This window comes from Kitasatospora purpeofusca, from assembly GCF_042691725.1.
In the GTDB taxonomy this organism is placed as follows: Bacteria; Actinomycetota; Actinomycetes; order Streptomycetales; family Streptomycetaceae; genus Kitasatospora; species Kitasatospora purpeofusca_B.
This window is the reverse complement of sequence record NZ_CP170483.1, coordinates 6,301,000-6,314,739: the sequence shown is the minus strand read 5'-3', so window position 1 is coordinate 6,314,739 and position 13,740 is coordinate 6,301,000. Positions and strand designations below refer to the sequence as shown.

The 13,740-nt window shown below is 74.0% G+C and carries 13 protein-coding genes; 5 read left to right on the top strand and 8 right to left on the bottom strand.

All coding sequences use genetic code 11. The features are described 5' to 3' along the window. Nucleotides 1–25: 25 nt before the first annotated feature. Nucleotides 26–835 (bottom strand): MOSC domain-containing protein, encoded by an 810-nt coding sequence (locus ACFCLZ_RS27260; RefSeq protein ID WP_380280162.1) that lies wholly within the window; start codon nt 833–835, stop codon nt 26–28. Then, the gene (locus ACFCLZ_RS27255) at nt 832–1,380 is read right to left on the bottom strand and encodes a hypothetical protein (protein WP_380280160.1); all 549 of its coding nucleotides are present in this window, start codon (nt 1,378–1,380) and stop codon (nt 832–834) included. Before ACFCLZ_RS27255 ends, ACFCLZ_RS27260 begins: the two co-directional genes overlap by 4 nt. Before the next feature lie 164 nt (nt 1,381–1,544). On the opposite strand from ACFCLZ_RS27255, the gene ACFCLZ_RS27250 reads away from it, so the two are divergent. Both ACFCLZ_RS27250 and ACFCLZ_RS27245 read left to right on the top strand, forming a co-directional pair. Further along, nucleotides 1,545–2,171, top strand: a complete 627-nt coding sequence (locus tag ACFCLZ_RS27250) for a hypothetical protein (protein ID WP_380280158.1) — start codon at nt 1,545–1,547, stop codon at nt 2,169–2,171. A gap of 46 nt (nt 2,172–2,217) precedes the next feature. Beyond that, a complete protein-coding gene (locus tag ACFCLZ_RS27245; RefSeq protein ID WP_380280156.1) occupies nt 2,218–2,655 on the top strand; it encodes a GNAT family N-acetyltransferase in 438 nt (145 codons plus the stop codon). 31 nt (nt 2,656–2,686) lie between these two features. Here ACFCLZ_RS27245 and ACFCLZ_RS27240 read toward each other — a convergent pair whose 3' ends face one another. The 5 genes from ACFCLZ_RS27240 to ACFCLZ_RS27220 form a co-directional block, all read right to left on the bottom strand. Further along, nucleotides 2,687–3,787 (bottom strand): LLM class flavin-dependent oxidoreductase, encoded by a 1,101-nt coding sequence (locus tag ACFCLZ_RS27240; RefSeq protein ID WP_380280154.1) that lies wholly within the window; start codon nt 3,785–3,787, stop codon nt 2,687–2,689. Nucleotides 3,788–4,057: 270 nt separating this feature from the next. Continuing rightward, a complete protein-coding gene (gene glnII, locus ACFCLZ_RS27235) occupies nt 4,058–5,080 on the bottom strand; it encodes a glutamine synthetase GlnII (RefSeq protein ID WP_380280152.1) in 1,023 nt (340 codons plus the stop codon). A 182-nt stretch (nt 5,081–5,262) separates the two neighbouring features. Next, nucleotides 5,263–6,333, bottom strand: coding sequence for an SCO1860 family LAETG-anchored protein (locus ACFCLZ_RS27230; protein ID WP_380280150.1), 1,071 nt, complete (start codon nt 6,331–6,333; stop codon nt 5,263–5,265). Nucleotides 6,334–6,471: 138 nt separating this feature from the next. Further along, entirely contained in the window at nt 6,472–7,149 is a 678-nt protein-coding gene (locus tag ACFCLZ_RS27225) for a uracil-DNA glycosylase (RefSeq protein ID WP_380280148.1), read from the bottom strand. A gap of 74 nt (nt 7,150–7,223) precedes the next feature. Then, nucleotides 7,224–8,327 carry an amidohydrolase family protein gene (locus ACFCLZ_RS27220; protein ID WP_380280146.1) on the bottom strand — a complete coding sequence of 368 codons (1,104 nt, stop codon included), beginning with the start codon at nt 8,325–8,327 and terminating at the stop codon, nt 7,224–7,226. Nucleotides 8,328–8,428: 101 nt separating this feature from the next. Here ACFCLZ_RS27220 and ACFCLZ_RS27215 point away from each other — a divergent pair, with 101 nt between their 5' ends. Both ACFCLZ_RS27215 and ACFCLZ_RS27210 read left to right on the top strand, forming a co-directional pair. Then, a complete protein-coding gene (locus tag ACFCLZ_RS27215; protein WP_380280144.1) occupies nt 8,429–9,517 on the top strand; it encodes a pyridoxal-phosphate-dependent aminotransferase family protein in 1,089 nt (362 codons plus the stop codon). 218 nt (nt 9,518–9,735) lie between these two features. After that, the gene (locus ACFCLZ_RS27210) at nt 9,736–11,334 is read left to right on the top strand and encodes a phosphonate degradation HD-domain oxygenase (RefSeq protein WP_380280142.1); all 1,599 of its coding nucleotides are present in this window, start codon (nt 9,736–9,738) and stop codon (nt 11,332–11,334) included. A 52-nt stretch (nt 11,335–11,386) separates the two neighbouring features. Here ACFCLZ_RS27210 and ACFCLZ_RS27205 read toward each other — a convergent pair whose 3' ends face one another. Next, nucleotides 11,387–12,205, bottom strand: coding sequence for a GntR family transcriptional regulator (locus tag ACFCLZ_RS27205; protein WP_380280141.1), 819 nt, complete (start codon nt 12,203–12,205; stop codon nt 11,387–11,389). A gap of 341 nt (nt 12,206–12,546) precedes the next feature. On the opposite strand from ACFCLZ_RS27205, the gene ACFCLZ_RS27200 reads away from it, so the two are divergent. After that, a complete protein-coding gene (locus ACFCLZ_RS27200) occupies nt 12,547–13,716 on the top strand; it encodes an ABC transporter substrate-binding protein (protein WP_380280139.1) in 1,170 nt (389 codons plus the stop codon). Nucleotides 13,717–13,740: the final 24 nt, after the last annotated feature.

The following is a 13,740-nucleotide window of genomic DNA, read 5'->3' as shown; positions in this document are numbered from 1 at the left end:
GGAGCGGCAAGCGGTTCCCCGCGCGTCAGGCGTGCAGCACCACCGGGTCGCCGACCGCCACCCGGCCCGGGGTCAGCACCCGGGCGTACACGCCGACGCAGGGCAGCGCGGGCATGCCCGGCAGCGGCACGAGCCGGTTGCGCTCCGCGAGCACCCGCAGCGCCGCCGCCGAGCGCGGCAGCCGGGGACCGTGCGCAAGGGTGGGGACGGCGCAGCGCGGCGTCGCGGTGACGACGTGCAGGCGCAGCTCCGCCCCGATCGCCAACTCGCCCTCCACCCAGCCGTTCTCGACGAAGCCGGGGGCGGCGTCGAGGGTCCGGACCAGCACGTTCGGGCGGTACCGCTCGGCCTCGGCGCCGTCCGCCGCGGCGAGGGCGGCCGTGGTGAGCAGATGGAGCGGGGCGAAGTCGAAGAAGGTGCCGGGCGGCGCGCCGCGCCCCAGCTCGCTGACGGTGAACCCGACCTCGGCGTGCGGGCCGTGCGCCAGGACCTCCTCCGGGACGGACCGCTCGACGCTCGCGCCCCGCGGCGGCTCGCCGACCAGCCGGACCTTGCGCCCCAGCCGCTCCGACAGCCCGCCCTCGTCGACGGCGGCGCCGTCCGGGCCGGTGAGCACCACCCCGCCGCCGGGCGCCGTCGCGGCGGCGAACCCGAGCACGCCCGCCCACAGGCGCGGATGCTTGGCGCTCACCACCCGCCCGGTGCCGACGTCCAGCAGCGCGTACGCGCGGTCGCCGCGGATGCCGCGCTCCGTCACGGACGCCTCGCGGAGCTCCTCGCCGAGCATCGACTTCACGGGGTAGCGCCGCAGCCGCTCGACCGTGCCGACCTTCACGCCCCGAGCCCCGGCTCCGCGCACGCCCACGCCCGCAGGACGGCGAAGTCCTCCGCCCGCAGGCCGATCCTGGGGTCGATCCGGAAGGTGGCCGCCGGTCCGGGGTGGTGGGCCGCTATCCACTCGGTGTCCTGCGGCCCCAGCTCGTCGTCCACCCAGACGAACGGCCGCCCGGCCGCCCAGTCGACCAGCACCCGGGTCTTCCAGTGCAGGCCGTCGGGTTCGTCCTGGTGCATCCGCGGCCAGCGGACGTACGGGAGTTCGGGCAGGCCGACGAGCGGGGCGATCCAGGTGTTGGCCTCCTCCTGCCAGGTCGTCGCCCAGACCAGCTCGAAGGGCAGGCCCAGCAGTTCCGGCCCGTGGTCGGGGTTGAGCCAGAGCCGGAGCGGCTCCGCCTCCTCGGGCGGCCGGCCGGGGAACCGGTTCAGCCAGAAGTCCGGCCGGATGTGGTGCGTCCGGTAGCCGGGCGGCTGTTCCTGCGGCACGGCGGCGTACGGGTTCAGCGGGCCGTCGACGTCGAGGAGGAGCAACGGGAGTGCGGTCATGGGGGCGATCGTCCCGCGCGGCGGGGGCGTTGACCATCCCTTTTGGGCGCCGCGGTCTGCGACAGGATCGGGATGTTTCCCGGACCGGACCGTGAACGATCCCGTCGTACGGTCGTGGGGCGCCGGTGAACGACACCGGCGGTCAGGACTCCGGGGGAATCCGCATGCGTTCGCGCCGTCTCGCTCTCACCGCCTTCGCCGTCGTGGCGCTCGCCGTCACCGCCACCGCGTGCGGGCCGGAGAACAGCGACACCGCGTCCTCGGGGTCGAGTCCCGCCACGACCACCGCGCCGACCTCGGCCGCCGCGCCCGCGGCCGCCCCGACCTCGGCCGCCGCGGCGAAGGCGTCCGCCACCACCAAGCCCTCCAGCTCCGCGCCGAGCGCCGCACCCGCGGGCACCTGCGGCGCCAAGGACCTCGTGTTCACCGCCAAGGCGGAGTCCCAGGCCGGCGGCTACATCCTGATCGCCGCCAAGGCCAAGCCCGGCGTCACCTGCACGCTCCCGCCCCGGCCTCCCGTCATCGCCTTCGGCTCGCGCGGCATCGAGGCCTCCAAGGCCGAGCAGGGCGCCGGCCAGCCGATCAAGCTCAGCGGCTCGGACACCGCCTACGCGGGCGTCATGACGAAGACCACCAAGGACAACCAGGCCGTCGAGTTCAACGACGTCATCGTGGGCATCGGCACCCCGGACCCCGACCCGGTCAGCCTGCCGATCGGCCCGACCCCCGTCGACAAGCCGATCGTCACCAACTGGCACAGCCGGCCGGAGAACGCCGTGCCCGTCCACTGAGACAACCGCTGGTCGGCCGGCCCGCTCCTCTGCTTGGATCCGGGCCATGACCAGTGACACAGGCCTGCCGGACGGCTACGAGATCTCCACCGACCCCGCGCGCCTCGACGCCGCGCTGATCCACCAGTGGCTGTCCCTGGACGCCTACTGGGCGCTCGGCCGCAGCCGCGAGAAGCAGGACCGGGCGATCGCCGGATCGCTCAACTTCGGCCTCTACGAGCAGGCTTCGGGCCGGCAGGTCGGCTACGCGCGGGTGGTCACCGACCACGCCACCTTCGCCTGGCTGTGCGACGTCTACATCGCCCCCGCCGCCCGCGGCCGGGGCCTGGGCACCGCCCTGGCCGCCGGCGTCCGCGACGAGCTCGCCGAGCACGGCCTGCGCCGTCTGCTGCTCGCCACGGCCGACGCCCACGGCGTCTACGCGAAGGTGGGCTTCCAGCCGGTGGCGAAGCCGGAGAAGTGGATGGTCCTGGGCGAGCAGTAGCCCCGGCCTGGGCCCGGCGCCGGCCGACCCCTCACTCCGGCCGGCGCCACAGCCCGCGGGCGGCCAGCACCGGCAGCACGCCCTCGCCGAACCAGTACGCCTCCTCCAGGTGCGGCATCCCGCTGAGCACGAACTCGTCGATCCCCAGCTCGTGGTACTCGGTGACGAGGTCGGCCACCTCCCGGTGGCTGCCCACCAGCGCCGTCCCGGCCCCGCCGCGCAGCAGGCCGATGCCCGCCCACAGCCCGGGGTACACCTCCAGCCGCTCCGCCGAGCCGGCGTGCAGCGCGAGCATCCGGCGCTGGCCCACCGACTCGCTGCGGGCCAGTGCCCGCTGGGTCTCCCGGACGCGCTGCGGGTCCATCGCGGCCAGCAGCCGCTCCGTCTCCGCCCAGGCCTGCGCCGAGGTGTCCCGGGTGATCACGTGCAGCCGGATCCCGAACCGCACCACCCGCCCCTCCCGCGCGGCGAGTTCGCGGATCCAGGAGATCTTCTCCCGCACCTGCGCGGGCGGTTCGCCCCAGGTGAGGTACACGTCCGCGTACCGGGCGGCGACCTCGCCCGCCGCCGGGGACGAACCGCCGAAGTACACCGGCGGCGCCGGCTCCGGCAGCCGGTTCAACTCCGCCCGCTCGACCCGCAGATGGGGACCGTTGTGGTCCACCGTCTCGCCCGCCCAGAGCCGCCGCACGACGGACAGGAACTCGCCGGTGCGGGCGTAGCGCGCGTCCTTGTCGAGGAAGTCCCCGTACGCACGCTGCTCCGCCGACTCGCCGCCGGTCACCACGTTGAGCAACAGCCGCCCGCCGGCGTGCCGTTGGTAGGTCGCCGCCATCTGCGCCGCCAGCGTCGGCGAGATCTGCCCGGGCCGGAACGCCACCAGGTACTTGAGCCGCTCGGTCGCCTGGGTGAGCATCGCCGTCGTCAGCCAGGCGTCCTCGCACCAGGCCCCGGTCGGCGTCAGCGCCCCCTCGAACCCCAACTGCTCGGCGCTGCGGGCGATCTGCCCCAGGTACCCGAGGGACGGCGGCCGGTCGCCCCCGGCCGCACCGGGCGTCGACCCGTGCCCGCCGCCGACGACGTGCCGGCTGTCACCGTTGGTGGGCAGGAACCAGTGGAACGTCAGGGTCATGAACACACACTCCGTGGAAGAGCCGCCTGCGGGAAGGGGGGTGAGCCGCTCACCGGCGACAGGCGGCCGACCACACCCGCGCGAAATCCACGTGCAGGCGTCGCACGAGGCATCCGGAGGCAGCGGCGGAGGCGGTCATACGCGCGATTATCCGTCCCCGGCCAGGACCGATCAAGAGCGCCGCCCGACGCCGGAAACGCCCGCAGGGCCTCCCCGGTGAGGTGGGGAGGCCCTGCGGGCGTGCGTGGTGCTACCGGTGGTGGACCGGGATCAGACCAGGCCGGCCTTCTCCAGGGCGGCGCAGCAGGTGTTGATCATCAGCCGGGTGACGACGTAGGGGTCGACGTTGGCGTTCGGGCGGCGGTCCTCGATGTAGCCCTTCTGCTCCACCTCGACCTGCCACGGGATGCGGACCGAGGCGCCGCGGTTGGAGACGCCGTAGGAGTAGACGTTCCACGGGGCGGTCTCGTGCTTGCCGGTCAGGCGGGACTCGATGTCGGCGCCGTACTGGGTGACGTGCTCCAGGACCTTCTCCTGGGAGGTGCCGAGCGACTCGCAGGCGGTGATGATCGCGTCGTAGTTCTCGCGCATCGCCTTGGTGGAGAAGTTGGTGTGCGCGCCGGCGCCGTTCCAGTCGCCGCGGACGGGCTTCGGGTCGAGGGTGGCGTCGATGCCGAACTCCTCGGCGGTGCGGTAGAGCAGGTAGCGGGCGATCCACATGTCGTCGGAGACGGTCAGGGCGTCGACCGGGCCGATCTGGAACTCCCACTGGCCGGGCATGACCTCGGCGTTGATGCCGCAGATGGCCAGGCCGGCGTCGATGCAGCGGTCGAGGTGCAGCTCGACGATCTCGCGGCCGAAGACCTCCTCGGCGCCGATACCGCAGTAGTAGCCGCCCTGCGGGGCCGGGTAGCCGCCCTCGGGGAAGCCGAGCGGGCGGGAACCCTTGAAGAAGGTGTACTCCTGCTCGATGCCGAAGATCGACTCCTGCGCCTCGTACTGCTCGGCGACGGCGCGCAGCAGGGCGCGGGTGTTGGACTCGTGCGGGGTGCCGTCGGTCTCGTGGACCTCGCACAGGACGAGGATGTGGTCGCCGCCGCGGATCGGGTCCGGGGTGACGCGCACCGGCGTCAGCACGCGGTCCGAGGCGTGGCCCTCGGCCTGGCTGGTCGAGGAGCCGTCGAAGCCCCAGGTGGGGATCTTGTCCGCGTTCGGCAGGACACGAGTCTTGGAGCGGAGCTTGGCGGTCGGCTTGGTGCCGTCGATCCAGATGTACTCGGCCTTGATTGCCACGGCGGTGTACCTCGCAAACTGAGTGGTGGGTGCCCGCGTAGCGTTGCAAGCCGCCGTTTCCCGGTTGTTCCTCTCGTGTAACGCCCATGTGAACCAACCGTCCGCACTGGCACGGTTACGGTGCGGGAGTGCCGCGGGTGGCACTCCCGCATCCATGGGGGCCGGGGGCCGGGGGCCCGGGGTCAGGACCGGCGGGCGTGCGCGGGGGCGGCGGCCCGGCGGCGGCGGGTGGCCCACAGCGCGCAGGCGCCTCCGGCGACCAGGGCGGCGGCGCCGGCGGCGAGCGGGGCCGTCGCGTCGTTGCCGCCGGTGGAGGCGAGGGCGTCGGGCGCGGCGGTGGGGGCGGCGGGGGACGCGGTCCGGCGGGCGGTGGCCGGGGCCGGGGCGGCGGCGGACGGGACGGCGGCGGACGGGGTGGTGTCCGCGACGGGCTGGGCGGTCGGGGTCCCCGTGACGGCGGCCGCGGGACCGGCCGACGGCGTCACGGTGGCCGTCGGGGTGGCCGCCGGAGCGGCCGGGACGGGCTTCTCGCAGCTCACCGAGGCCACCGTGACGGTACCGGTGACCTTGGCGACGTTGAGGTTCAGCGGGTCCACCGCCACCTGGACCTCCAGCGCGGAGGCGGCGGCCGTCGTCGAGGTGGTGGTCTTCTTGGAGAACTCCACCGACACGCTGCCCACCAGCGGCACGTCCACCTTGGTCGGCCCGTACAGGCCGAGCGTGACCGGCTTGCCGAGGACGGTGAGCCTTGCGGGCGCGACCACGTCGGCGGTGGGCTGCCCGTCGACGGGGCAGGTGGCGGTGGCGCTGAGCGCCTCCAGGCCGAGCAGGGTGGTCGCGGGCAGGCCGGGGGCGTGCACGTCGGCGTCGGCGAGGGTGACGGAGGCGGTGGCGCCCTTGGCGTCGACCTTGGTGACCGACTTGCCGACGTCCGCCTTGACCAGGGTGACCGGACCGGACTGGTCGACGCCGTCGACCCTGGCGGTGAGGACGGTGCCCTCGCGCTGCGCCGGGGACTCGACCTTGTTCAGCGAGACGTTCACCGGGACGTCCACGGCGTTGTTCAACAGCCGTACGTCCAGGTCGAGTTCGGCGGTGACGGCGCGCGCCTTGCCCGGCGAGGGCGTCGGGGCGGGCGTCGGAGAGGCGGCGGGCGCGGGCTCGGCGGCCCCGGCGGGCGGCGCGGTGAGAACGGTGAGAACGGTGCAGGCCAGGGCGACAGCGGCTGCGGAAACGATTCGTCGAGAAGACATGGCGGTACCCCCACGGCTGAATGGATGAGCCGCCAGTCTTCTCAAACGATCCGTCACATGAGTCGCACAGAGCGTCATTTCACCCGTTGGGGTGAAGTTGACGCTCCACGCTGACGCACGTCTGCTACGGCAGGCCGCCTACGGCAGCCGCCAGTCCACCGGCTGCGCCCCCTGCCGCACCAGCAGCTCGTTGGCCCGGCTGAACGGGCGCGAGCCGAAGAAGCCCCCGCTCGCCGAGTACGGGCTCGGGTGCGCCGACTCGATCGCCGGGATCTCGCCCAGCAGCGGCCGCAGATTGCGCGCGTCCCGGCCCCAGAGGATCGCCACCAGCGGGCCGCCGCGCGCCGTCAGGGCCCGGATCGCCTGCTCGGTGACCTCCTCCCAGCCCTTGCCGCGGTGCGCGGCGGGCTTGCGCGGGGCGGTGGTCAGGGCGCGGTTCAGCAGCAGCACGCCCTGCTGCGTCCACGGGGTGAGGTCGCCGTTGGACGGCTGCGGGAGGCCGAGGTCGCTGCCGTACTCCTGGAAGATGTTGACCAGGCTGGCCGGGATCGGCCGGACCTCGGCCCCCACCGAGAAGCTCAGACCGACCGCGTGGCCGGGGGTCGGGTACGGATCCTGGCCGACGATCAGCACCCGCACCTCGGCGAACGGCTGCTGGAAGGCGCGCAGCACGTTCGGGCCGGAGGGCAGATAGGTGCGGCCGGCGGCCAGTTCGGCGCGGAGGAAGTCACCCATCGCGGCGACCCGCCCGGCCACCGGCTCCAGCGCGGTGGCCCATCCGGGCTCGACGATCTCGTTCAGTGGACGCGGTGCCATGGGCGTAACCCTATCGGCCTACACCGACAGCCCGTTCACCGAGATGATCACACCGGAAGCACGCCCGCGGGCGCTCACGCCACCGGGCGCCCGCGCAGCACCACCAGCCGCGGATCGGCCAGCACCCGGACGTCGGCGCGCGGGTCGTGCGCGTACACCACGAAGTCCGCCGGCGCTCCCTCCTCCAGGCCGGGACGCCCCAGCCAGGCGCGCGCCCCCCAGCTGGCCGCCGACAGCGCCTCGGCGGGGGTGAGCCCGGCCTTCACCAGCTCGGCGACCTCCTCCGCGACCAGGCCGTGGGCCAGCGAGCCGCCCGCGTCCGTCCCGACGTAGACCGGGATGCCCGCGTCGTGCGCGGCGCCGACCGTGGCGTAGCGGCGCTCGTGCAGCCGGCGCATGTGGGCCGACCAGGCCGGGAACTTGCCCTCCCCGCCGGCCGCCAGCTGCGGGAAGGTGGCGATGTTGACGAGGGTCGGCACGATCGCGACCCCGCGCTCGGCGAAGACCGGGATCAGCTCCTCGGTCAGACCGGTGGCGTGCTCCACGCAGTCGATCCCGGCGGCCAGCAGGTCCGGCAGCGACTCGGCGGCGAAGCAGTGCGCGGTGACCCGCGCGCCCTCCTCGTGCGCCGCCGCGATCGCCTCGGCCAGCGCGTCGCCCGGCCAGCAGGCGGCGAGGTCGCCGCGCTCGCGGTCGATCCAGTCGCCGACCAGCTTGACCCAGCCGTCGCCGCGCCGGGCCTCGGCGCGCACGTAGGCGGCGAGGTCGCCGGGCTCGATCTCGTGCGCGTAGTTGCGGATGTAGCGGCGGGTGCGGGCGATGTGCCGGCCGGCCCGGACGATCCGGGGCAGGTCCTCGCGGTCGTCGATCCAGCGGGTGTCGGCGGCGGAGCCGGCGTCGCGGATCAGCAGGGTGCCGGCGTCGCGGTCGGTGAGCGCCTGCTTCTCGCTGGTGGCCGCGTCGACGGCGCCGTGCGCGTCCAGGCCGACGTGGCAGTGCGCGTCCACCAGGCCGGGCAGCACCCAGCCCGCCACCGTCCGGACGTCCGGGGCGGCGGCGCCGACGGCGGCCGGACGGGAGAAGGTCACCCGGCCGTCCACCACCCAGAGTTCGTCCCGGACGTCCTCCGGACCGACCAGCACCCGACCCCGGACGTGCAGCACCGCGCCATCGCTCATGGCCGCACTCTACCGACGGCGCCGTTCCCTGTAAGCAGCGAACATGGGGCAGACTCGTTCCCTGCCGGCACCCTTCCTCCCCCTCGAAAGGCCCAGAGACCGTGAGCCCCTTCCTCGACCTGCCCCCGCTCAGCGCCGCCGACTTCGCGGCGATCGAGGACAAGGTCGCCGCGCTGCTGCACACCACCGCCGACGTCATCGTCACCCAGGGCGAGGCGCTGCTGCCGCTGGAGGCCGCCATCCGCGGCGCCGCGCACCCGGGCTCGACCGCGCTCAACATCGTCACCGGCCCGTACGGCCAGACCTTCGGCAACTGGCTGCGCGACTGCGGCGCCGAGGTCGTCGACCTCGCCGTGCCGTTCGACAGCGCGGTGAGCGCCGAGCAGGTCGCCGAGGCCCTGGCGGCCGGGCCGGCCATCGACTTCGTCTCGCTGGTGCACGCCGAGGCCGCCACCGGCAACACCAACCCGGTCGCCGAGATCGCCGCCGTGGTGCGCGAGCACGGCGCGCTGCTGATGGTGGACGCGGTCGCCTCGGTGGCCGCCGAGCCGCTGCTGACCGACGCCTGGGGCGTCGACCTGTGCGTGATCGGCGGACAGAAGGCGATGGGCGGGCCGGCCGGCGTCTCGGCCGTCTCGGTCTCCGCGCGGGCCTGGGAGCGGATCACCGCCAACCCGGCCGCCCCGCGCCGCTCCTACCTCTCGCTGCTGGACTGGAAGGAGCGCTGGACGGACGCCGGGCGCGCCGTCCTGCCGCACGCGCCCGCGCAGCTGGAGATGCTCGCGCTCGGCGCCTGCCTGGACCGGATCGCGGCGGACGGCCTGCCCGCCGTCATCGCCCGCCACCGGGCGGCCGCGAGCGCCCTGCGCGCGGGCGTCCGCACGCTCGGCACGCTCACCCCGTTCGTCCCGGACGACGCGCACGCCGCGCCGGTCGCCACCACCCTGCGCACCGCGGCCGGCCTGGACGCCACCGCCCTCGCCGCCGAGCTGCGCCGCCTCGACCCGTCGCTCCCGGTCCAGGCCGGCGGCGGCGCCCTGGCCGCCGAGATGCTGCGGGTCAACCACTACGGTCCCGCCGCCACCCTCGGCACCGTCCGCGCCACCCTCACCGCCCTCGCCACCGCGACCGGCGCCGACGCCGCCCCCGCCCTCACCGCGGCCGGCCAGGCCTGGGACGCCACCGTCTGACGCCCCCGGCAAGGCCCGCCGATCGGCCCCGTCCGCCCCGTCCGCCGCAGCGGCCGGGGCGGTCCGCGTTCCGGCGCTCGCTCCCCGGGACCGCCCCGGCACTGTTCCCGAGCCGTTCACGCGCTCGGCACCCGGTGCTCACCATGGCCCGGCAGGGTCCTGTGCGACGGAGAAGTTGGCTATACAACTTCGACCCCCGGGCCGCCGAGGAGACGACCATGACCACCGAGCTGCCGCCGTACTGGCTGCGCGACAACTGCCCCTGCGCCGAATGCCGCGACCCGCGCAACGGGCAGAAGCTGTTCCAGATCACCGACCTGCCGGACGACCTCGCGATCGCCGCGCAGGCCGAGCTGGAGGGGCACCTGGAGGTGCTCTGGTCGGACGGGCACCGCTCCCGGTACCCGTCCGGGGTGCCGGCGCGGGAGGCGGACGGCGACGGGCGGACGGAGGCGGACAAGCGGCTCTGGGAGGCCGCCGACTTCGCGGGCGGCCTCCCGGAGGCGCGGTGGGAGGCCTACCTGGCCGACCCGGCCGAGCAGGCGGCCGTGCTGGCCGCCGTGCGCCGCTCCGGCTTCGCCGTGCTGCGCGGGGTGCCGGTGCGCGAGCGGCAGGTGCTGGCGGTCGCGGAGACCTTCGGGCACGTGCGGGTCACCAACTACGGCGAGCTGTTCGACGTCCGGGTCGAGCCGGACCCGAACAACCTGGCGTTCACCAGCGCCGCGATCACCCCGCACACCGACAACCCGTACCGCGACCCGGTCCCGACCCTCCAACTGCTGCACTGCCTGGAGAACTCGGCGACCGGCGGGGACTCCGGCCTGGTGGACGGCTTCCGGGCCGCGGCACTGCTGCGCGCTCAGGCGCCCGAGCACTTCGCGGTGCTGACCCGCACGCCCGTGCCGTTCGTCTTCCGCGACCGCGGCACCGAACTGCGCGCCGACCGGCCGCTGATCGACGTGGACCCGCTGGGCCGGATCCGCGAGGTGCGGTTCAACAACCGCTCGATCGCCACCCTGCGCGGCCCGGCGGCGGAGCTGGAGGCGTTCTACGCCGCCTACCGCGCGTTCGCCGCGATCACCCTGCGTCCGGAGCTCCAACTGGAGTTCCGGCTCGACCCGGGCGACTGCCTGATCTTCGACAACGTCCGGCTGATGCACGCCCGGACGGCGTTCGCGCAGGACGGCCGCCGCCATCTCCAGGGCTGCTACGCGGACCTGGACTCGCTGGGCTCCACCCTGGCCGTGCTGCACCGCCGTTCGGCCGCGCTGGACGAGCTGGCCGCGCTGTTCGCCGGCGAGGGCGCCGGGGAGTACCTGGGCGAGGCGGTCACCATGGCCGAGCACATGCTGCAGGCCGGCGCGCTGGCCGAGGCGGCCGGGGCGGCCCCGCACCTGGTCGCGGCGGCCCTGCTGCACGACGTCGGCCACTTCTTCGACCAGCACGGCCACGGATCCCTGCACGGACGGGATCTGATGGAAGGTCAGGACAACCGGCACAGCGACACCGGGGCCGCCTGGCTGGCCCGCTGGTTCGGCCCGGAGGTCACCGGGCCCATCCGGCTGCACGTGGCGGCCAAGCGCTACCTGTGCGCGGTCGAGCCGGACTACCGGGCGCGGCTGTCCGAGGCCTCCGAGTACACCCTCCAGGTGCAGGGCGGCCCGATGTCCGGGCAGGACGCCGCCGCCTTCGCCGCCCACCCGGGCGCCGAGGACGCGGTGGCGGTGCGCCGCTGGGACGATCAGGCCAAGGAGGCGGGTGCGAAGACCCCGGACTTCGACCACTTCCGGCCGCTGCTGGCCTCGTTGATGCGCTGACGACGCCCCGGCGCGTGGGCGGCCCGCAGGCCGGGCCGCCCCGCCGCCACCGTCAGTCCAGGTCCCGGGCGTGCCGCGAAAGCGCGGACGTGGCCAGCGAGTTGTGCACGCTGAACGCCACCGTGCCGGGCAGGTAGCGGTCCTGGGACCACTCCACCGGCGTCCCGGTCGGGTCGGTCGTCCGGCGCCGCTCGCGCAGCAGCGGGCCGCCGCGACGGCAGCCGAGCAGCCGGGCGTCGTCCCCGTTGGCGGCGACGATGTCGATCGTGTGGTCGGCGTCGGTGAACAGGATGCCGTGCTCGCGCAGGACTTCGGTGTGCGAGACGACGTCCGGCGGCAGCTCGGCGACGATCTCGCCGACCCGGGGCGGGTAGACGGTCCGCTCGACCATCACCGGCGTCCCGGAGAGCGTGCGCAGCCGGACCATGACGTAGACCTCGTCGCCCTCCTCGAGGCGCAGCTGCTCGCGCTCGGCGGCGTCGGCCGGGCGGCGCACCATCGAGTCGAGTATGCCGCCGGGCTCCTCCCCCATCGAGTACGCCCAGCGCGTGAAGCTGAGCAGCTCGGAGAAGCTCTGCACCCGGGCCGTTCCGAGCACCACCCGGCGGGTGCCCCGGCGCGAGGTGACCAGGCCGTCCGAGCGCAGCACGGCGAGCGCCTGGCGGACGGTCCCGCGCGAGACGCCGTACTGCTCGGCGAGCGCGCCCTCGGCGGGCAGCCGTCCGGCCTCGCCGAACGCGCCGGTGGTGATCGCCTCCCGCAGGTCGGCGGCGACCTTGCGGTAGAGCGAACCGGATCCGCGCTCGGTTCCCGAAGCGCCGGCCGACGCATCGGCCGAACGGGCCTCCGGGCGCCCCGACTCCAGTGCCACGTCAGTCAATGTCCCTCCTGGGCGGTGTCCCGCGCAGCCCTTCCGACGCCGGACAGCCCGACCATATCCCGCTGCGCTCCCGAAGCATCGCACCCGGCGAACACTCCGCCGATGGCCTGATTCGACCGTTCCCGCAGCCGCCCCCGGGACTGGGCCATCCGTTCACCTTCCCGTCACCGGGTTCCGGCGTACTTACCCACGTCAGCGAAGTTGGCTAGTCAACTCGGACGACGTCGATCGGCCGCGCACCCGGCCGGCCCGCCGCCCTTCGCGAGACGCAGGCCCGCGGAACCCCCCGCGAACGCCCCTCGCAGTACGCCCCCTTAACAGGAGACTTCCCCGTGACCGTGCACCGTGCCCGCGCCGCCGCCTTCGCGGCCGTCCTGACCGCCGCCGCGCTCTCCCTCACCGCCTGCGGCTCCGCCGGGTCGAGCGCCAAGTCCGGCGACGCCGCCAAGGCCGGCGCCAAGGACGCCAAGGAGGCCACCTCCGCCGCCGACTTCGGCGGCATGGACGGCCTGGTCGCCGCCGCCAAGAAGGAGGGCAAGCTGCACGTCATCACGCTGCCCCGGGACTGGGCGAACTACGGCAAGATCATCGACTCGTTCAAGGCCAAGTACGGCATCGAGGTCGAGGAGGAGAACCCGGACGGCTCCAGCCAGGACGAGATCAACGCGATCAACTCCCGCAAGGGCCAGGACCGCGCCCCCGACGTGGTCGACCTGGGCAGCGCCTTCGCCCTCCAGGCGGTCAAGGACGGCATCCTCGCCCCCTACAAGGTGGCCACCTTCGACAAGGTGCCGGACACCATGAAGGACGCCAACGGCGCCGCCGTCAACGACTACGGCGGCTACGTCTCGATCGGCTGCGACGCCAAGAAGATCGCCAACTGCCCGAAGACCTTCGCCGACCTGCTCAAGCCCGAGTACAAGGGCCAGGTCGCCCTCAACGGCAACCCGACCAAGTCCGGCTCCGCCTTCGGCGGCGTCTACGCGGCCGCGCTCGCCAACGGCGGTTCGCTGGACAACATCCAGCCCGGCATCGACTTCTTCGGCAAGCTGAAGCAGTCCGGCAACTTCAACCCGGTCGAGTCCACCCCGGCCACCATCGAGAAGGGCGAGACCCCGATCTCGATCGACTGGTCCTACCTGAACGCCGGCTACACCGACGAGTTCAAGGGCAAGGGCATCGACTGGCAGGTCTCCATCCCGGTCGACGGCTCCTACGCCCAGTTCTACAACCAGGCCGTCAACAAGTGGGCCCCGCACCCGGCGGTCGCCCGCCTGTGGCAGGAGTACCTGTTCAGCGCCGAGGGCCAGAACCTCTTCCTCGGCGGCTACGCCACCCCGTCCACCTTCGAGGCGCTGAAGAAGGACGGCACCCTGGACGCCACCGCCGCCGCCAAGCTGCCGACCGTCGAGAAGCCCTTCACCACCTTCCCGACCGTGGACCAGATCAACGCGGCCAAGAAGGTCGTCACCGAGAACTGGACCAAGGCCATCGCAGGCTGACGGACCGTCAGCACTCATCGAACG

Bases quoted from the DNA above. Each gene is read 5' to 3' on its own strand.
- ACFCLZ_RS27255 (WP_380280160.1), bottom strand. From the start codon at position 1,380: ATGACCGCACTCCCGTTGCTCCTCCTCGACGTCGACGGCCCGCTGAAC.
- ACFCLZ_RS27250 (WP_380280158.1), top strand. From the start codon at position 1,545: ATGCGTTCGCGCCGTCTCGCTCTCACCGCCTTCGCCGTCGTGGCGCTC.
- ACFCLZ_RS27245 (WP_380280156.1), top strand. From the start codon at position 2,218: ATGACCAGTGACACAGGCCTGCCGGACGGCTACGAGATCTCCACCGAC.
- ACFCLZ_RS27240 (WP_380280154.1), bottom strand. From the start codon at position 3,787: ATGACCCTGACGTTCCACTGGTTCCTGCCCACCAACGGTGACAGCCGG.
- ACFCLZ_RS27230 (WP_380280150.1), bottom strand. From the start codon at position 6,333: ATGTCTTCTCGACGAATCGTTTCCGCAGCCGCTGTCGCCCTGGCCTGC.
- ACFCLZ_RS27225 (WP_380280148.1), bottom strand. From the start codon at position 7,149: ATGGCACCGCGTCCACTGAACGAGATCGTCGAGCCCGGATGGGCCACC.
- ACFCLZ_RS27220 (WP_380280146.1), bottom strand. From the start codon at position 8,327: ATGAGCGATGGCGCGGTGCTGCACGTCCGGGGTCGGGTGCTGGTCGGT.
- ACFCLZ_RS27210 (WP_380280142.1), top strand. From the start codon at position 9,736: ATGACCACCGAGCTGCCGCCGTACTGGCTGCGCGACAACTGCCCCTGC.